The following is a 17,863-nucleotide window of genomic DNA, read 5'->3' as shown; positions in this document are numbered from 1 at the left end:
TTACTTGCTGAGGGTGCGCATGGCGCGTTCGAGGCCGTCCATGGTCAGCGGGAACATGCGGTTGTTCATCAACTGGCGCATGATGCCGATCGACTGGCGGTACTGCCAGATATTCTCCGGCTCCGGATTGAGCCAGACGAATTTCGGAAATGCCGCCGTGAAGCGCGCCAGCCAGGCGCTGCCCGCTTCCTCGTTGTTGTACTCGACCGAGCCGCCCGGCTGCAGAATCTCGTAGGGACTCATGGTGGCGTCGCCGACGAAAATCAGCTTGGTGTCAGGCGGGTACTTGCGCAGGATGTCCCAGGTCGGAAAGCGCTCCGAATGGCGGCGCCGGTTGTTCTTCCACATGTAGTCGTACACGCAGTTGTGGAAGTAGAAGAACTCCATGTTCTTGAACTCCGTCTTGGACGCCGAAAACAGCTCCTCGGTGCGCTCGATATGGTCGTCCATGGTGCCGCCGACGTCGAACAACATCAGCACCTTGATATTGTTCTTGCGCTCGGGCTGCATCTTGATATCGAGGTAGCCGGCGTTGTTGGCGGTGGCGTGGATGGTGGCGTCGAGCGCCAGCTCCTCGGCCGCGCCCTGGCGCGCGAACTTGCGCAGGCGCCGCAGCGCCACCTTGATGTTGCGGGTGCCGATCTCGCGCTCGCCGTCGTAATCCTTGTAGCTGCGCGCCTCCCACACCTTGACCGCCGTGCGGTTGCCGCCCTTGCCGCCGATGCGCACGCCCTCGGGATTGGTGCCGCCGTGGCCGAAGGGCGACGTGCCGCCGGTGCCGATCCACTTGTTGCCGCCCTCGTGGCGCTCCTTCTGCTCGGCCAGCAGCTCCTTGAGCCGGTCCATCAGCTTGTCGTAGCCGAATTTTTCCAGCGCCTCGATCTGCTCGGGCGTCAGTTCGCGCTTCATGCGCTGCACCAGCCAGTCCAGCGGCACGCCGCCGTTTTCCTCGAAGGCGGTGCTGATGCCCTTGAAATACAGGCCGAAGGCGCGGTCGAACTTGTCGAAGTGGGCCTCGTCCTTCACCAGCGTCAGGCGCGCGAGGTAGTAGAAATCGTCGAGCGAGGTGGTGATCACCTGCTTTTGCATGGCTTCGAGCAGGGTCAGGAACTCCCTGATCGTCACCGGGATCTTGGCGTCCTTCAGGGTGAAGAAGAAATCGATCAGCATCTCAGTGCACTCCGTGCTGCGCCAGCTTGTAGCGCAGGTGCGCCTTGATCTCCGGCCACTCGCCGGCCGCGATGCTGTACATGACGGTATCGCGCACGGTGCCATCGCGCCGCGCCGCGTGGTGGCGCAGCACGCCGTCCTTCTTCGCGCCCAGGCGCTCGATGGCGGCCTGCGAAGCGTGGTTGAAGTTGTCGGTGCGCAGGCCGACCAGCGCCGCGCCCAGGGTCTCGAAGGCGTGCGTCATCAGCAGCAGCTTGCAGGTGGTGTTGACGTGGCTGCGCTGGCGGCTCTGCGCGTACCAGGTGTAGCCGATCTCCAGGCGGTCGATCTCGGGCACGATGTCGTGGTAGCTGGTGGTGCCCATCACGGCGCCGCTGCCGCTATCGATCACGGCGAAGGCCAGCCGGGTCGGGCGCTGGGCCATGGACTTGAGGATGTAGGCGTCCACCTCGTGCGGCTCGGGCACCGAGGTGATGCGCAGGCGCCACAGCTGGCCATCTTCGGCGGCGGCGCGCAGGCCATCGGCGTGGTGGGGCCCCAGCGGCTCCAGGCGCACGCCGTGCAATTCCAGCGCCACGGGCAAGATCGTGTTCATCGGTTGGTCCGCGCCATGAACACCAGGCGCTCGAACAGGTGGATGTCCTGCTCGTTCTTGAGCAGCGCGCCGTGCAGCGGCGGCACGATGGCATTCTGGTCCTGGCTGCGCAGCGCCTCGGGCGGGATGTCCTCGGCCATCAAGAGCTTGAGCCAATCGAGGAACTCGGAGGTGGACGGCTTCTTCTTCAGGCCCTGCACCTCGCGCACCTGGTAGAAGGTCTGCAGCGCCTGGGCCAGCAGTTCCTGCTTCAGGTTCGGATAGTGCACGCGCACGATCTGCTCCATGGTGTCGCGGTCGGGGAACTTAATATAGTGGAAGAAGCAGCGGCGCAGGAAGGCATCCGGCAGCTCCTTCTCGTTGTTGGAGGTGATGATCACCAGCGGGCGGTGCTTGGCCTGCACCATCTCACGCGTCTCGTAGACGTAGAACTCCATGCGGTCCAGCTCGCGCAGCAGGTCGTTGGGGAACTCGATGTCGGCCTTGTCGATCTCGTCGATCAAGAGCACCACCGGTTCCGGCGCGGTAAACGCCTGCCACAGCACGCCCTTGACGATGTAATTGTGGATATCGCGCACGCGCTCGTCGCCGAGCTGGGAATCGCGCAGGCGCGAAACGGCGTCGTACTCGTACAGGCCCTGCTGGGCCTTGGTGGTCGACTTGATGTGCCACTGCATCAGCGGCATGTTCAGGGCGGCGGCAACTTCCTCGGCCAGCATGGTCTTGCCGGTGCCCGGCTCGCCCTTGATCAGCAGCGGGCGCTGCAGGGTGAGGGCGGCGTTGACGGCCAATTTCAGGTCGGCGGTGGCGACGTACTGGGCGGAACCTTCAAAGCGTTGTGGGGCGTGCATGGGCGTGTATCCGGGGCGGAAAGATCAAATAGAGGAAATAGTATACGGGCAAACGCTAGAGGCGGTGCTCGGGACGGCACGGCGGTTGTGTTGTTTCTAAAAAATACTTAGGTTAGAATCCCAGCACAAATAGTAGAAAAGTCAATATAGTGACACCGTGGCAGAAGTATCCGATATTGCTGTATCCGATCACTTACTTAGAGACACCATGAAAAAACTCACCGCACTCCTCGTGCTCGCAGGCTTGTCCCACGTCGCCGTCGCTGCGGACGTCGTCGGCAACGCCCAGAATGCCAAAGCCAAGATAGAAATGTGTATTGGCTGCCACGGCATTCCCGGCTACAAAGCCACCTTCCCCGAAGTGTTTTCGGTGCCGATGATCGGCGGCCAGTCGGCCAAATACATCGAAAGTGCGCTGCAGGCCTACAAAAAAGGTGATCGCAAGCATCCGTCCATGAAGGGCATCGCATCCAGCCTGTCGGACCAGGACATCGCCGATGTGGCGGCGTTCTATTCGCAACAGACCCGCAGCGCCGACCCGAAATGAGGACCGAATTCATGAACAAACTGATGTTGAAAATGACTGCGGCCGTGGGCGTGGTGATGTTGGCCGGCGCCGCGCAGGCGGGCGGCAACGTGGACGCGGGCAAGGCGCTGACGGAAAAATACGCGTGCTTCAGCTGCCACGGCAAGGACTTCAACAGCCCGATCGACCCCAGCTATCCGAAGCTGGCCGGCCAGCACCGCGACTACCTCGAGCACGCGCTCAAGACCTACAAGCGCGGCGACGGCGCCAACGGCCGCAACAACGCCATCATGACCGGCCAGGTCAAGCCGCTGAGCAACCAGGACATCAAGGACGTCGCCGCCTACCTGCACAGCCTGCCAGGCAACCTGGCGGTCCACCGCTAAAATTCGGGGTCAGTTCCGACATTCGGACACGAGCCCAACCCTAGCGGTCGCTACGGTTGGGCTCGTGTCCGAATGTCGGAACTGACCCCGAATGTCGACCCCGAATGTCAAAGGCGGCGCTTGATGGCCTCGATGTAGGCCAGGCCGTCGGGCGGGGTGCCGGTGCGCTGGGCGTTCCAGATCATCTCGCCCAGGCATTCCATGATTTCGTGCTGGGCCGCGTGGGCGTCGTCGCGCTTGAGCGTGAGCTCGGTCGCCAGCGCGCGGATGCCCGGCGGCTGGTCGATCGAGATCTGCTCGTCGATCGATAGGTGCATCGACAGGTGCAGGAAGGGATTGGCTTGCGCGCCTTCCACCTGGTAGTTGCGCGTGAGCGCCGTTTCCACGTCGGCCAGCACCTCGTGGTACTCCGGATGGTGGTGGATCCAGTCGGACGCCATGGTCTCGAGCGGGGTGAGGATTTCGCCAGCCTGCTGCTTGCGGTAGGTCTCGCAGAAGAATCGGCGGACGTCGTCGGAAGAGGGATTAAACATAGCCGATATTGTACCTCCTGCAGCAGATCACCATCCGGCGCGGCTGGTAAGATGGCGTTTTCATCCACTCGACTGCCTTCCCATGCTGAACCAATCCGCCCTCGATACGCTGTTCTTCAACGCCCACACCCACAACGGCTGGCTCGACCGTCCTGTGACCGACGCGCAGCTGCAGCAGCTGTACGATGCCCTGCGCTGGGCGCCGACCGCCGCCAACGGTTCGCCGGCGCGGCTGGTGTTCGTGCGTTCGGCCGAAGCCAAGGCCAAGCTGGCGCCGGCGCTGTCGGCCGGTAACCTGGACAAGACCCTGGCCGCGCCGGTCACCGTGATCGTCGGCATGGACCTGGAGTTCTACGAGCAGCTGCCGCAGCTGTCGCCGGCGGTGGACGCCCGTTCCTGGTTCGCCGGCAACGACGCGGCCATCCAGTCGACCGCCTTCCGCAATTCCTCGCTGCAGGGCGGTTATTTGATCCTGGCGGCGCGCGCGCTGGGCCTGGACGTGGGGCCGATGTCCGGTTTCGACAATGCCAAGGTCGACCAGGCCTTCTTCGCCGGCACCGCAGTCAAGTCCAATTTCATTTGCAACATCGGCTACGGCGACGCCGCCAAGATCCGCCCGCGCGCACCGCGCCTGTCGTTCGAGCAGGCTTGCCGGATCGTTTGACGAAAAAAACGGGACAGTCAGACTGTCCCGGTTTTAAATCAAGCGCCGTTCTTGTCGCCGTCAGCCGCCGCGCAGGCCGGCTGTTCTGCGCAAGCAGCCGATTCCTGCGCCGCCGTGCCGGCCCCCGCGCGTGGCGGATGCGGCTGGCGCAGGTAGCGCGAGCCGTGGTGCCGCCGTTCGTGGCCGTTGGCCGGCCAGGTCAGGAAGCGCGACAGCTCCTGCAGCGCGCGTTGATACACATCGCGCTTGAATTCAATCACGACATCGAGCGGGACCCAGTAATCATGCCAGCGCCAGGCGTCAAATTCCGGATGGTCGGTCAGGCGCAGGTTGACGTCGTTGTCGCGCGCACACATGCGCAACAAGAACCAGATCTGCTTCTGACCACGGTAGTGGCCGCGGATTTCCCGCTTGATGAAATGGTCCGGCACCTCATAGCGCAGCCAGTCGCGGGTGCGACCGACTATCTTGACGTGCTCGGCACGCAGACCGATTTCCTCTTCCAGCTCCCGATACATCGCCTGTTCCGGCGTTTCTCCATATTTGATGCCGCCTTGCGGAAACTGCCATGAGTGCTCGCGCACCCGCTTGCCCCACCACACCTCGTTCTGGGCGTTTAGCAGGATGATGCCGACGTTGGGGCGAAACCCCTCCCGATCGAGCATATTGCACCTCAAACTTTCTGCGACTGAGCCCCCGTCTTATATTTTTGCCCACAAAACGGCACACCGGCACGGTTTTCGGGGTACGAAAACGGCCGGAGGGCCCTGATTTGAACGCATTTGTATAAAGTATGGACGCATCAGCCAGCTAATCCTTTAAAATTAGGTTGATTATAACCCTCTCTTTTTAAAAAGAATTCACCGTATGCGCGCGTCACGTTTTTTTATTTCCACGCTTAAAGAAGCACCTTCCGATGCCGAGATCGTCAGCCATCAGTTAATGATGCGCGCCGGCATGATCAAACGCCTGGGTTCGGGCATTTACACCTACATGCCGATGGGCTTGAAAATCATCCGCAAGGTGGAAGCCATCGTGCGCGAAGAGATGAACCAATCGAACGCCATCGAGCTGCTGATGCCCCTGATCCAGCCTGCCGAACTGTGGCAGGAGACCGGCCGCTGGGACAAGATGGGCGCCGAACTGCTGCGCATCAAGGACCGCCACGGCCGCGAATTCGCCTTCCAGCCGACCGCCGAGGAAGTGATCACCGATGTTGTTCGTTCGGAAATTAAATCGTACCGTCAACTTCCGTTGAATTTTTACCACATCCAGACCAAATTCCGCGACGAGCGCCGCCCGCGTTTCGGCCTGATGCGCGGCCGCGAGTTCACCATGAAGGATGCGTACTCGTTCGACCGCGACCTGGCCGGCATGCAGGCCTCGTACAAGATCATGTACGACGCCTACACCCGCATTTTCAACCGTTTCGGTTTGAAGTTCCGTGCGGTGGCAGCCGATAACGGCGCCATCGGCGGCACCGGCTCGCACGAATTCCACGTCATCGCCAGCACCGGCGAGGACGCGCTGGTGTACTGCCCAAGCTCGGACTACGCGGCCAATATGGAAGCGGCCGAAGCGCTGCCGGTGAACGCCGAGCGCGCCGCCGCCGCCCAGCCGCTGACCAAGGTCGAGACGCCGAACGCCACCAAGTGCGAGCTGGTGGCCGAGCAGCTCAAGCTGCCGCTGGCGCAGACCGTCAAGACCCTGGCGCTGACCGTCGAGACCGAGCAGGATGGAAAACCAGCTAAACAGTATTTCATGTTGTTGTTGCGTGGCGACCACGAACTGAACGAAGTCAAGGTCGGCAAAGTGCCGGGCCTGGCCGCGCACCGCTTCTCGACCGAAGCCGAGATCCTGGAAGTCTACGGTTGCGTGCCGGGCTACCTGGGCCCGATCGGCACCAAGGCCCAGGTCACCGTGGTGGCCGACCGCACGGTCGCCAACATGGCGGACTTCGTCTGCGGCGCCAACGACGCCGGCTACCACTACAGCGGCGCCAACTGGGGCCGCGACTGCGCCGAGCCGGACCTGGTGCTGGACCTGCGCAACGTGGTCGAAGGCGACGCCTCGCCGGACGGCCAGGGCGTGCTGGCGATCGAGCGCGGCATCGAAGTCGGCCACGTATTCCAGCTGGGCACGGCCTATTCGGAAGCCATGAAGGCCACTTTCCTGGACGAGAACGGCAAACCGGCGCCGCTGCAGATGGGGTGCTACGGCATCGGCATCACCCGCATCCTGGGCGCCGCCATTGAGCAGAACTACGACGACAAGGGCATCATCTGGCCGGCCTCGCTGGCGCCGTTCGAGCTGGTGCTGTGCCCGATGGGCATGGACCGCAGCGAAGCGGTCAAGCAAGCGGCCGAGCAGCTGTACGCGGACGCGCAGGCGGCCGGCATCGACGTCATCCTCGACGACCGTGGCGCCCGTCCGGGCCAGATGTTCGCCGACTGGGAACTGATCGGCGTGCCGCACCGCGTGGTGATCGGCGACCGTGGCCTGAAGGAAGGCAACCTGGAATACCAGGGCCGCCGCGACACCGAAGCGACCGCCGTGCCTGTGGCCGACATCCTCGGCTTCATCAAAGGCAAAATGGCGCAGTGATGAGCCTGTTGCGGTGCCGGCGCTGGCTGGCGATGGTGGTGCTGCTCGTTGCGGCGCCGCTGGCGCCGGCCGGCAACCAGAAGGAAGAAGCGCTGGCCGACTCGGTGCGGCTGGCGCTGTCGAACGCCATCAAGGACGCCACGCCGCCCACGCCCAGCTTCCGCAACCCGTCCGAGCAGGCGCGCTACCAGAACTGGCTGGACACCATGTCCTACCGGCTCCAGCGCAAGCTGCCGGACGAACAGACCCGCAAGGAATTCCTCGCCACCGTGTGGTACGAATCGCGCCGCGCCGGGCTCGATCCCGGCATGGTGCTGGGCCTGATCCAGGTGGAATCGGCCTACCGCAAGTACGCGGTATCGATCGTCGGCGCGCGCGGCTACATGCAGGTGATGCCGTTCTGGACCAACGTGATCGGCGACCGCAACCGCCGCGCCCTGTTCGACATGCAAACCAACCTGCGCTACGGCTGCGCGATTTTGCGCATGTACCTGGACATGGAAGCGGGCAACCTCTACCTTGCGCTGGGCCGCTACAACGGCAGCCGCGGCAAGCCCGACTACCCCAACGCCGTGCTCAAGGCCTGGAACAACTGGAAATAAAATCCGGGGTCAGGTCCTCCATTGCTACACGAGCTGTGCCGTAGGCACGCCTACGGCACAGCTCGTGTAGCAATGGAGGACCTGACCCCGGATTTTGGACGTAAAAAAACCGGGAACATCCCGGTTTTTTTTCGTCAGCGTATTTCAGCTTATTTCAAATGGTCGGAAATGAGCTTGGTCATTTCGAACATGGAGACTTGGGCTTTGCCGCCGAATACTGCTTTCAGCTTGTCGTCGGCGTTGATCATGCGGCGGTTGGCCGGATCTTGCAGGTCGAGCTTCTTGATGTAATCCCACACTTTCTTGGTCACTTCGGTGCGCGGCAGAGGTGCTGCGCCAACGACGGCGGCCAGGGAGGCGGATGGCGTCATTGCTTTCATGAAGGCGGCGTTCGGTTTGCGCGCTGCCGGTGCTGCTTTTTTCACTGCCGCTGGTTTGGCTGCTGCTTTTGCTGGTGCTGCTGCTTTCTTTGCGGCCGGTTTGGCCGCAGCCTTTTTAGCTGGTGCTGCTGGGGTTTTTTTGGCTGTTGCCATATTCGAGCCTCCTTAACGAACACATGGAAAATTGCGCAATTGATCGCACCGGCTAATATTGGTGGGGATTTAACTCACACGCAACTGTTTTTTGCGTTTTTTCCCGGAAACACGACGTAATGGCCGCGTTTCCGGGGCGTGCGCACCGTCCAAGGGCGTAAACCCGGCTTTTCACCGCTTTAGCGCAGGCCCGGCATCATGCCTTTCATCGAGCGCATCATCTTCATCATGCCGCCGCCCGAGAGCTTTTTCATCATGGTTTGCATCTGCTCGAACTGGTTCAGCATGCGGTTCACTTCCTGCACCTGGACGCCGGCGCCGGCCGCGATGCGGCGCTTGCGGGTGGCCTTGATCAGCTCCGGCTTGGCCCGCTCGGCCGCCGTCATCGAGTCGATGATGCCGACCATGCGGCGCACCTGCTTGTCGGCCTGGTCCATGTTGGCGTTGCCGGCCGCTTGCTGGAACTGCGCCGGCAGCTTGTCGACCAGGCTGGCCATGCCGCCCATTTTCTTCATCTGACCCAGCTGGGCCTTGAAGTCGTTCATGTCGAACTTGCCGCCCGACTTGACCTTGGCCGCCAGGTCGGCCGCCGCCTTGGCGTCCACGCCTTTGCGCGCTTCTTCCACCAGCGCCAGAATGTCGCCCATGCCCAGCACGCGATTGGCCATGCGTTGCGGGTCGAAGGCTTCCAGGCCGTCCAATTTTTCCGAGACGCCGGCGAACTTGATCGGCTTGCCGGTGATGTGACGCACCGACAGCGCGGCGCCGCCGCGCGAGTCGCCGTCCAGCTTGGTCAGCACGATGCCGGTCAGCGGCAGGGCGTCGTTGAAGGCCTTGGCGGTGTTGATGGCGTCCTGGCCCAGCATGGCGTCGACCACGAACAGGGTCTCGATCGGCTTGACCGCGCCGTGCACGGCGGCGATCTCTTTCATCATTTCTTCATCGATGCCGAGACGGCCGGCGGTGTCGATGATCAGCACGTCGTGGTAGTGCTTCTTGGCCCAGTCCAGCGCGGCCAGCGCGATGTCGACCGGCTTGTCCTGCGCGGTGGACGGGAAGAAGTCGGCGCCGACCTGGGCCGTCACCGATTGCAGCTGGGCGATCGCGGCCGGACGGTAGACGTCGGCCGAGACGGTCAGCACTTTCTTTTTCTTCTCTTCCTTCAGGTACTTGGCCAGCTTGCCGACGGTGGTGGTTTTACCCACACCTTGCAAACCCGCCATCAGGATGATGGCCGGCGGCTGCTGGGCAAAGCTCAGCTGGGTCGCTTCCGGGCCGAGGTCGGCGCCCATCAGGGCGGCCAGCTCGCGCTGCACCACGCCCACCAGCGCCTGGCCAGGCGAGAGCGAGGAAATCACTTCCTCGCCCAGGGCCTTTTCTTTGACGCGGGCGATGAATTCGCGCACGGCCGGCAGGGCGACGTCGGCCTCCAGCAGCGCCATGCGCACTTCGCGCAGCATTTCGGCGGTGTTGGCTTCGGTCAGGCGGGCCTCGCCGCGCATGGTCTTGACGACCTTGGCGAGGCGTTGAGTCAGATTGTCTAGCATGTTGTTGAACCTGTTGGCAGATGGTGGCGTCCGGCGCGGCCGGACCAAGTGCGCCATTTTACCGCATGGCCGTGCCGCCGCCGCCAATCCGGTACGTCGGCACGGTTCGGAATCTGCTGATAGGCAATTGCTTTACAGCTTGGTATGATTTCCCCACCACTACAAAGGAGAGACGGATGAAACTGAAAGCGATATGCACCGCCGTAGCCATGACCGCCACGTTCGGTTCCGCCCAGGCGCAAGAGGTCGTTCGCCTCGGCAACCTGAAGTTCGCTCACTATGGCGCCGTCTCCTATATTAAAGAAATCGCGCCCAAGTGCGGCATCAAGGTCGAGGAACGGGTGTTCGCCAAGGGCCTGGACGTGATGCAGGCGATTATCGCCGGCGAACTGGACGTCGGCACCACCGCTTCCGAAGCCGCCATCTCGGGCCGCGCCGGCGGCGCGCCGATTTTTGTGGTGGCAGGTTTCGCCAAGGGCGGCGCCCAGCTGGTCAGCCACGCCGACCTGAAACTCAAATCCGTCAAGGAACTCAAGGGCAAGAAAGTCGGCGTCACGCGCGGCGGCATCCAGGAAGTGCTGCTGCTGGCCGAGCTGCAGCAGAACGGCCTGACCGTCTCCGACCAGCCGGGCAAGGACGTGCAACTGGTGTTCCTGGCCTACGCCGATTTGAACCAGGCGCTGCTCGGCAAGCAGATCGACGCCATGATGCAGTCCGAGCCGCAATCCTCGCAGGCCATCAACAAGGGCTTCGGCACCGAGATCATCAAGCCTTACGACACGCCGATCGGCGAGCCGGTGCGCACCATGGTGATGACCGAGAAGTTCTATAAAGAGAAGCGTCCGCTGGCGGAAAAATTCATGAACTGCTTCGTGCAGTCGACCAAGCTGTTCATCGAGAACAAGGCGGTGGCCGAGAAATATGTGCGCGAAGTCATCTTCAAGGGCCAGATCACCAAGGACGATTTCGACGACGCCATCGGCAATTCGCCGTACAGCTACGACATCACGCCCGAGCACATCCAGACCACCACTGACGTCATGGTCAAGACCGGCGTCGGCCGTATGGCCAAGCCGCCGGTGGCCAAGGACTGGGTCAAGACCGATCTGCTGGACGCCGCCAAGAAGTCGCTGGGCGTTAAATAATGGCGACCGCCTCGTCTTCGTCCTGGCGCCAGGTCGGCGTCGGGCTGGTGCTGCCGGTCGTGGTGGTGGCGCTGTGGCAGGCGGCGGCCACGCTGGGCTGGGTCAATCCACAGGTGCTGCCGTCGCCGCTGGCGGTGGCGGAGAAGTGGATCGCCTACCTCCTGCCGCTGCAACCGTATGATCCGGCGGCCGGCAGCTGGCTGCATTGGGCCGTCTCCGGCGAGCTGATTACCGATTCGCTCAGCAGCTTGTACCGCGTGGTGGTCGGTTTCCTGATCGGCGGCGGGCTGGCCTTGCCGCTCGGCCTGGCCATGGGCATGAGCACCCGCGTCTACGACTGGTTCAACGTGCTGGTGCAGATGGTGCGGCCGATTCCGCCGATCGCCTACATCCCGCTGTCGATGCTGTGGTTCGGGCTCGGTAATCCGCCGGCCGTGTTCCTGATCGCGCTGGGCGCTTTCTTCCCGGTGCTGATGAACACCATCGCCGGCGTGCGCCAGGTCGACGCCATCTATATCCGTGCGGCGCGCAACCTGGGCGCTTCCGGCTACACCATGTTTACCCGCGTGGTGCTGCCGGCGGCCGTGCCCTACATCCTGTCCGGCGTGCGCATCGGCATCGGCACCGCCTTCATCGTGGTGATCGTGGCCGAGATGGTGGCGGTGAACAACGGCCTCGGTTTCCGCATCCTCGAAGCGCGCGAGTACTTCTGGTCCGACAAGATCATCGCCGGCATGATCTCGATCGGCCTGATCGGCCTGGCCATCGACGTCGGCATGAACAAGCTGAATAACCATTTGCTGCGCTGGCATCGCGGCCTGGAGAACCAATGAGCGCGACGCATATCGCCGTATCGCAGGTAAACAAGGTGTTCCAGACCGCCGAACGCGAGGTGGTGGCGCTCAAGGACATCAACCTGGAGATCCCGCAGGGGCAGTTCGTCTGCCTGCTCGGGCCATCGGGCTGCGGCAAGTCGACCCTGCTGAACGCGGTGGCCGGCTTCGCGCCGCCGTCGTCCGGCACCATCCACGCCGACGGCAAGCTGGTGACGGCGCCGGGTCCGGAGCGCGGCATGGTGTTCCAGGAGTACGCGCTGTTCCCGTGGATGACGGTGGCCGACAACATCGCCTTCGGCCTGGAGATCAAGGGCCAGCCCAAGGCGCAGATCAAGGCCAAGGTGGACCAGCTGCTCGACATGCTGTCGCTGCAGGACTTCCGCAACCGCTATCCGAAAGACCTGTCGGGCGGCATGCGCCAGCGGGTGGCGATCGCCCGCGTGCTGGCGCTCGATTCGCCCATCATGCTGATGGACGAGCCGTTCGGCGCGCTCGACGCGCTCACGCGCCGCAACCTGCAGGATGAATTGCTGCGCATCTGGTCCGAGCTGAAAAAGACCATCATCTTCGTCACCCACTCGATCGAAGAGGCGATCTACTTGGCCGACCGCATCGTGGTGATGACCTACCGCCCCGGCACCGTCAAGCGCGACATCCTGGTGGAGCTGCCGCGCCTGCGCGACCCGGCCGCCGCCGAGTTCAATGCCCTCAAGCGCGAGCTGGGGCAGCTGGTGATGGAGGAGCAGGAGCGCCACCACCATGACGAACTGCGCATGGCAGCCGTGGATTGAGCGATGGTGTAAACTGCGGGGATGCAGATCTATTCTTTTATCGCAGCCATCGTGCTGTATATAGTGTGCGCCGGCCTGCCATCGCGGCGCGGCGGGCTGATCTCCGCCGTCACGCTGGCGGCCTGGCTGCTGCACGGCGTTGGCCTGTGGTCGGAAATCGCCGGCGGCGGCGCCTTGCGCTTCGGCTTCGCCGCCATGCTGTCGTCGGCGCTGTGGGTGTCGGTGGCGGCCTACTGGCTGGAGAACCGGAACTTCAGCCTCGATGGCCTGCGCCGCCTGGTCATGCCCAGCGCCGCCGTCGCCGCCGCGCTGCAGCTGATCTTCCCCGGTAACCTGGTGCCGATGGAGGGCAAGTCGCCGCTGTTCGGCTGGCACATCGCCATCGCCACCATGGCTTATTCCACGCTGACCATCGCCGCCTTCCACGCGGTGCTGATGGCGTTGCAGGAGTCGCGCCTGCATGCGCGCTCCGACACCAAATCCTTCCTGTCCGGCGCGCTGGACCAGCTGCCGGCGCTGCTGACCATGGAAAAACTTCTGTTCCGCATGATAGGCTTCGGCTTTGCTTTACTCAGCCTGACGGTGTTGTCGGGCATCGTATTCTCGGAACAGCTGTTCGGCCAAGCCCTGAAGTGGGACCACAAGTCGGTGTTTACACTGCTGTCGTGGGTGTTGTTCGCCGCGCTGCTGGCCGGCCGGCGCCTGCGCGGCTGGCGCGGCAAGACGGCGTTGAGCTTCACGCTGGTCGGTTTCGCCACGCTGGCGCTGGCCTACGTCGGCAGCCGTTTTGTCTTTGAAGTGGTTTTGCATAAAGGTTGGGCATGATTACCAAGATTGTGATGTGGCTGGCGTTGATATTCCTGGTGATCTTCGCGATCCGCTCCAAGATCCGCCAGGCGCAAAAGCGCTACCAGCAGCAGTTCCAGCAGCAGCAACAGCAACAGCGTCCGCAGGCGGCGCAGGCCGAAGCGCCGTCGCAGCAAACCTACAAGGCGCGCGCCGCCGCGCAGGCCGCCAACGACGCCGAAGTCATGCTGCAATGCGCGCACTGTGGCGTGTTCTATCCGGCCGGCGAAACCGTGCAGGCCAACGGCCGTGACTATTGCAGCGCGGCTCACGCCGCCCTGCCGGCCGCCTAAGCCATCGCGCCGTGATCGCGCGCCTGCAAGCCCTGTCGGCCGAAGCGCGCGCAACCTTCTGGCGTTCGCTGCAAACGCTGAACGCTACCCGCGTGGTGATCGCGCTGGTGCTGCTGGTTTATCTGAGTTTCGACAGCCGCGGCCTGCGCGCCTCGGGCCAGTACCTGTACCTGCAAATCTGCCTGGTTTATCTGGGATTGTCGATCGGCTTCGCGCTGTCGGCCGTGTATGTGCAGCGCCGCTTCGTGCTGCAGCTGCTGTCGCAGATCGCCTGCGACCTCACCATCATCTCCCTGTTGTACCTGGCCGGCGGCGGCATGCGCAGCGGCCTGGCGATTCTGTATCTGTTCCCGCTGGCCGGGCTGGCCATCCTGACGCCGCTGACGGTGTCGCTGTTTTGCGCTTCGCTGGTGGCGCTGTTCCTGCTCGGCGACACCACCTGGCAGATCTTCCTGACCGATAGCGACCGCGATGTGATGCAGGCCGGCTTGTACGGCGCCGCCTTCCTGGCCGCCGTGTTGGTGGTGAACCGCATGGCCGCCAAGTTGATCGGCCAGGAGGAGCTGGCGATCCAGCGCGGCGTCGAGATCAATGTGCAGCAGGCGGTCAACCGGCTGGTGATGGCCAACATTGGCGACGGCATCCTGGTGGTCGATGCGGAGGGCCAGGTTTTCGCCGGCAATCCGGCGGCGCAGCAGATGCTCGGCCTGGTCGGGCCGGAATTGAAATTCAAATTGTCGGCCGCCGTGGCGTTGGCGCCGCTGGCCCAGGCCTACCAGGCGTGGCGCGAGGACGCCGCGCGCGCCACCGTTTTCCTCACCATCAAACCGTTCAACGACGCCGCGCTGGAAGGCATGACCGCCGCCTGGAGCGCGCGCCGCGACCTGGCCGCGCACCTGAAAGTGCGCTTCGCCGCCGCCGATACCCATGAACTGGGCGCGCAGCGCAGCGTGATCTTTTTGCAGGACGTGACCGGCATCGAGAATCAGGCGCAGCAACTCAAGCTGGCCTCCATGGGCCGGCTCACCGCCAGCATCGCGCACGAGGTGCGCAATCCGCTGTCGGCCATAGGCCACGCCAACTCGCTGCTGGCCGAGGATTTGACCGACCCGGTGCATCAGCGCCTGCTGAAGATCGTCGGCGACAACGTCACCCGCGTGAACCGCATGGTGGAGGACATCCTGCAACTGTCGCGCAAGGCGCAGGCGCATAGCGGGCCGCTGGCGCTGGATGTCTTCCTGGCCGAGCTGCGCGCGGAATTCATCGAGATCCACAGCCTGGCGCCGGACATCCTCGGCCTGACTGTGGCGCCGGGCACGCAGGTGCGCTTCGATGCGCTGCACCTGCGCGAAGTGATCCTCAACTTGCTCAACAACGCGGTGCGCTACGCCAGCGGCGGTCCGTCCTCGATCCGCCTGGACGTGGTGAGCGACACGGCGCAGCGGCTGGAGCGCCTGGAACTGCACGTGCAGGACGACGGCCCCGGCATCACTCCCGAGGTGCGCGCCCACTTGTTCGAGCCGTTTTACACCACCTCCAGCAAGGGCACGGGACTGGGACTGTATCTGGCGCGTGAATTGTGTTTGAATAACGAGGCGCGTCTCGACTATGAATACCGTTTTGACAACAAGGACAGCGCCGACGGCAGCCCGGCGTTGAGCGGGCGCTTCGTAATCACCTTTGCCTCGCCAGGGCAGAAGCAAGGAAAGGCCGCTTGATGAATGTTCGTTCCCCGCGCGCTCCGCGTGTGCTCGTCGTCGACGACGAGGCCGACCTGCGCGAATTGCTGGAACTGACCCTGCTCAAAATGGGCCTGGACGTCGACAGCGCCGCCACCTTGGGCGAGGCGCGCGCGCTGCTGGCCACCCCCGAACGCGAGTACCAACTCGTGCTGACCGACATGCGCCTGCCCGACGGTCTTGGCCTGGAACTGGTGCGCGAAATCACCGCTGCATATAAGAACACGCCGGTGGCGGTGGTCACCGCCTTCGGCAGCGCCGACAACGCCGTGGTCGCGCTCAAGGCCGGCGCTTTCGATTACATCTCCAAGCCGGTGGCGCTGGACCAGTTGCGCGTGATGGTGCAATCGGCGCTGCGCCTGAACGCCGGACCGGCGGCCGGCCAGGCGCCGAGCGCCGCGCAACCGGCGAGCCGCCTGAAGGGCGACTCCGCCGTGATCCAGGCGCTGCGCGCGCAGATCGCCCGGCTGGCGCGCTCGATGGCGCCGATCGCCATCAACGGTGAATCGGGCAGCGGCAAGGAACTGGCGGCGCGCGAAATCCACGCCCAAAGTTCGCGCGCCGGCAAGCCCTTCATCGCCGTCAACTGCGGCGCGATTCCGGAAGCGCTGATGGAGGCGGAGTTCTTCGGCTACCGCAAGGGCGCTTTCACCGGCGCAGTCGACGAACGCGAAGGCTTCTTCCAGGCGGCCAACGGCGGCACCTTGATGCTGGACGAAGTGGCCGACTTGCCGCTGGCGATGCAGGTCAAGCTGCTGCGCGCCATCCAGGAGCGGCGCGTGCGCCAGATCGGCGCCACCGCCGAGGAGCCGGTCGACGTGCGTATTATTAGTGCGACCCATAAGAACCTGGCGCAGTGCGTGGAGCAGGGCAGCTTCCGCCAGGATTTGTTCTATCGTTTGAACGTGATCGAACTCAGTCTGCCGCCGCTGCGCGAACGGCTGGACGACCTGGGCGTGCTGACCGGCGCCATCCTCGATCGCCTCGGCACCTTCGAGCACAAGGTGGTGCTGGGAGCGGGCGTGCTGGAGGCGCTGCGCGGCTACTCCTTCCCCGGCAATGTGCGCGAGCTGGAAAATATCCTCGAACGCGCGCTGGCGTTTGCCGACGACGGCGTGATCGAAGTGGGCGACCTGGCGCTGAAGGGCGCGCGCATGGGCGAGCCTGTGCCGGCCGTCGCCGCCGCCGCGCCGTCCTTGGCCGCCGCGCCGCAACCGCCGCAATCTCCCGACAGCCTGCCGGCCAGCCTGCCCGATTACCTGAACCAGATCGAGCGCGACATCATTCTGCGCGCGCTGGCGCAGACGCAGTTCAACCGCACCCAGGCCGCGCAACTGCTGGGCATCAGCTTCCGCCAGCTGCGCTACCAGATGCAGAAACTGAACATCCAGGAGCCGGAGGCGTGAACGATTTCGACGGCTGGCTGCCGCAGGCGCTGCGCTACGACAGCCCGTATTTCGACGCCCGTCCTGGTTCCGCACCGGCCGACATCACCCTGCTGGTGGTCCACAACATCTCGTTGCCGGCCGGCTGCTTTGGCGGTCCGCACGTGTCCGACCTGTTCACCGGCCGGATCGACTATAATGCTGACCCCTCGTTCGAAGACCTGCGTGGCCTGAAAGTCTCCAGCCACTTTTTTATCCGCCGCGACGGCAGGATCATTCAATACGTATCCGCTAACGATCGCGCCTGGCATGCCGGCGCGTCCAGTTTCTGCGGCCGCGATAAATGTAATGATTTTGCTATCGGCGTGGAGCTGGAAGGCAGCGACTTCGTGGCCTTCGAAGCGGCGCAATATGCGGCGCTGGCGCAGTTGACAACCGCGCTACAGCAGCACTATCCGCTGACCGAAGTGAGGGGACACGAGCACATCGCGCCGGGCCGGAAAACCGACCCGGGACCATTGTTCGATTGGGAATATTATCAAAAACTGCTTAAGAAACAGGCAATGTTAGTAGGTGCTAGCGCTGAACTTGGCTTCCCTATTGGGCTTCCTTAATGTCAAGAGCAAAATTGCTTGGATCATCAAAATTTCTCACTTGCCGTGCTACGGTGTGACCACTACAATCAGTGGATAGGTTCTAGCCAATCACTAGATATAGTAGTTCTCGTGATACTGAATATTAAGTAACAAGCAAGTATTGAAGGTCGGTTCAACACCGTTTTTTACACAAACATAGCCGCGCAGCCATGACTGCACGC

Annotated in this window: 20 protein-coding genes; 13 read left to right on the top strand and 7 right to left on the bottom strand. The window is 63.4% G+C overall.

Annotation, left to right across the window (positions count from 1 at the left end; all coding sequences use genetic code 11):
• Genes ACXZ1M_RS09540 through ACXZ1M_RS09530 form a run of 3 tightly spaced genes read right to left on the bottom strand, consistent with a single transcriptional unit; the run spans window position 1 to window position 2,616 of the window.
• Entirely contained in the window at window positions 1-1,170 is a 1,170-nt protein-coding gene (locus tag ACXZ1M_RS09540) for a vWA domain-containing protein (RefSeq protein WP_459052927.1), read from the bottom strand.
• Window position 1,171: 1 nt separating this feature from the next.
• Complete coding sequence (locus ACXZ1M_RS09535; RefSeq protein WP_459052926.1) at window positions 1,172-1,765, bottom strand: GNAT family N-acetyltransferase; 594 nt, start codon at window positions 1,763-1,765, stop codon at window positions 1,172-1,174.
• Entirely contained in the window at window positions 1,762-2,616 is an 855-nt protein-coding gene (locus tag ACXZ1M_RS09530) for an AAA family ATPase (RefSeq protein WP_459052925.1), read from the bottom strand. Before ACXZ1M_RS09530 ends, ACXZ1M_RS09535 begins: the two co-directional genes overlap by 4 nt.
• Window positions 2,617-2,824: 208 nt before the next feature.
• Between ACXZ1M_RS09530 and ACXZ1M_RS09525 the strand changes: the two genes are divergently transcribed.
• Both ACXZ1M_RS09525 and ACXZ1M_RS09520 read left to right on the top strand, forming a co-directional pair.
• The gene (locus ACXZ1M_RS09525; protein WP_459052924.1) at window positions 2,825-3,163 is read left to right on the top strand and encodes a c-type cytochrome; all 339 of its coding nucleotides are present in this window, start codon (window positions 2,825-2,827) and stop codon (window positions 3,161-3,163) included.
• An 11-nt stretch (window positions 3,164-3,174) separates the two neighbouring features.
• Window positions 3,175-3,528 (top strand): c-type cytochrome, encoded by a 354-nt coding sequence (locus tag ACXZ1M_RS09520; RefSeq protein ID WP_459052923.1) that lies wholly within the window; start codon window positions 3,175-3,177, stop codon window positions 3,526-3,528.
• Between the two features lie 107 nt (window positions 3,529-3,635).
• On the opposite strand, the gene ACXZ1M_RS09515 is transcribed toward ACXZ1M_RS09520, so the two are convergent.
• Window positions 3,636-4,061, bottom strand: a complete 426-nt coding sequence (locus ACXZ1M_RS09515) for a DUF1841 family protein (RefSeq protein WP_459052922.1) — start codon at window positions 4,059-4,061, stop codon at window positions 3,636-3,638.
• An 82-nt stretch (window positions 4,062-4,143) separates the two neighbouring features.
• On the opposite strand from ACXZ1M_RS09515, the gene ACXZ1M_RS09510 reads away from it, so the two are divergent.
• Window positions 4,144-4,725: a malonic semialdehyde reductase gene (locus ACXZ1M_RS09510; RefSeq protein WP_459052921.1), complete on the top strand. Its 582-nt coding sequence runs from the start codon at window positions 4,144-4,146 to the stop codon at window positions 4,723-4,725.
• A 38-nt stretch (window positions 4,726-4,763) separates the two neighbouring features.
• Here the strand turns inward: ACXZ1M_RS09510 and ACXZ1M_RS09505 are convergent, their stop codons facing one another.
• Window positions 4,764-5,390, bottom strand: a complete 627-nt coding sequence (locus ACXZ1M_RS09505; protein WP_459052920.1) for an RNA pyrophosphohydrolase — start codon at window positions 5,388-5,390, stop codon at window positions 4,764-4,766.
• A gap of 202 nt (window positions 5,391-5,592) precedes the next feature.
• On the opposite strand from ACXZ1M_RS09505, the gene ACXZ1M_RS09500 reads away from it, so the two are divergent.
• On the top strand, window positions 5,593-7,329 hold the full coding sequence (locus ACXZ1M_RS09500) for a proline--tRNA ligase (RefSeq protein ID WP_459052919.1): 1,737 nt from the start codon (window positions 5,593-5,595) through the stop codon (window positions 7,327-7,329).
• On the top strand, window positions 7,329-7,931 hold the full coding sequence (locus ACXZ1M_RS09495; RefSeq protein WP_459052918.1) for a lytic transglycosylase domain-containing protein: 603 nt from the start codon (window positions 7,329-7,331) through the stop codon (window positions 7,929-7,931). Before ACXZ1M_RS09500 ends, ACXZ1M_RS09495 begins: the two co-directional genes overlap by 1 nt.
• 149 nt (window positions 7,932-8,080) lie before the next feature.
• Here ACXZ1M_RS09495 and ACXZ1M_RS09490 read toward each other — a convergent pair whose 3' ends face one another.
• On the bottom strand, window positions 8,081-8,464 hold the full coding sequence (locus ACXZ1M_RS09490) for an SWIB/MDM2 domain-containing protein (protein WP_373988984.1): 384 nt from the start codon (window positions 8,462-8,464) through the stop codon (window positions 8,081-8,083).
• 179 nt (window positions 8,465-8,643) lie between these two features.
• Window positions 8,644-10,011 carry a signal recognition particle protein gene (gene ffh / locus ACXZ1M_RS09485; protein ID WP_459052917.1) on the bottom strand — a complete coding sequence of 456 codons (1,368 nt, stop codon included), beginning with the start codon at window positions 10,009-10,011 and terminating at the stop codon, window positions 8,644-8,646.
• A 176-nt stretch (window positions 10,012-10,187) separates the two neighbouring features.
• Here ffh and ACXZ1M_RS09480 point away from each other — a divergent pair, with 176 nt between their 5' ends.
• Genes ACXZ1M_RS09480 through ampD form a run of 8 tightly spaced genes read left to right on the top strand, consistent with a single transcriptional unit; the run spans window position 10,188 to window position 17,660 of the window.
• Complete coding sequence (locus ACXZ1M_RS09480; protein ID WP_459052916.1) at window positions 10,188-11,156, top strand: ABC transporter substrate-binding protein; 969 nt, start codon at window positions 10,188-10,190, stop codon at window positions 11,154-11,156.
• Window positions 11,156-11,989, top strand: a complete 834-nt coding sequence (locus ACXZ1M_RS09475; RefSeq protein WP_459052915.1) for an ABC transporter permease — start codon at window positions 11,156-11,158, stop codon at window positions 11,987-11,989. Before ACXZ1M_RS09480 ends, ACXZ1M_RS09475 begins: the two co-directional genes overlap by 1 nt.
• Entirely contained in the window at window positions 11,986-12,783 is a 798-nt protein-coding gene (locus ACXZ1M_RS09470) for an ABC transporter ATP-binding protein (RefSeq protein ID WP_459052914.1), read from the top strand. Before ACXZ1M_RS09475 ends, ACXZ1M_RS09470 begins: the two co-directional genes overlap by 4 nt.
• 21 nt (window positions 12,784-12,804) lie before the next feature.
• Window positions 12,805-13,608 carry a cytochrome C assembly family protein gene (locus tag ACXZ1M_RS09465; RefSeq protein WP_373988979.1) on the top strand — a complete coding sequence of 268 codons (804 nt, stop codon included), beginning with the start codon at window positions 12,805-12,807 and terminating at the stop codon, window positions 13,606-13,608.
• On the top strand, window positions 13,605-13,922 hold the full coding sequence (locus ACXZ1M_RS09460; protein WP_459052913.1) for a PP0621 family protein: 318 nt from the start codon (window positions 13,605-13,607) through the stop codon (window positions 13,920-13,922). The genes ACXZ1M_RS09465 and ACXZ1M_RS09460 overlap by 4 nt, the downstream gene beginning before the upstream one ends.
• Before the next feature lie 11 nt (window positions 13,923-13,933).
• Entirely contained in the window at window positions 13,934-15,640 is a 1,707-nt protein-coding gene (locus tag ACXZ1M_RS09455) for a sensor histidine kinase (RefSeq protein ID WP_459052912.1), read from the top strand.
• Entirely contained in the window at window positions 15,640-17,067 is a 1,428-nt protein-coding gene (locus ACXZ1M_RS09450) for a sigma-54-dependent transcriptional regulator (protein ID WP_459052911.1), read from the top strand. The genes ACXZ1M_RS09455 and ACXZ1M_RS09450 overlap by 1 nt, the downstream gene beginning before the upstream one ends.
• Window positions 17,064-17,660 (top strand): 1,6-anhydro-N-acetylmuramyl-L-alanine amidase AmpD, encoded by a 597-nt coding sequence (ampD, locus tag ACXZ1M_RS09445; protein WP_459052910.1) that lies wholly within the window; start codon window positions 17,064-17,066, stop codon window positions 17,658-17,660. Before ACXZ1M_RS09450 ends, ampD begins: the two co-directional genes overlap by 4 nt.
• Window positions 17,661-17,863 lie beyond the last annotated feature (203 nt).

This window comes from Duganella paludis (assembly GCF_054461335.1).
The sequence above is the reverse complement of the archived record's forward strand: the minus strand, read 5'-3'. Positions and strand labels throughout refer to the sequence as shown.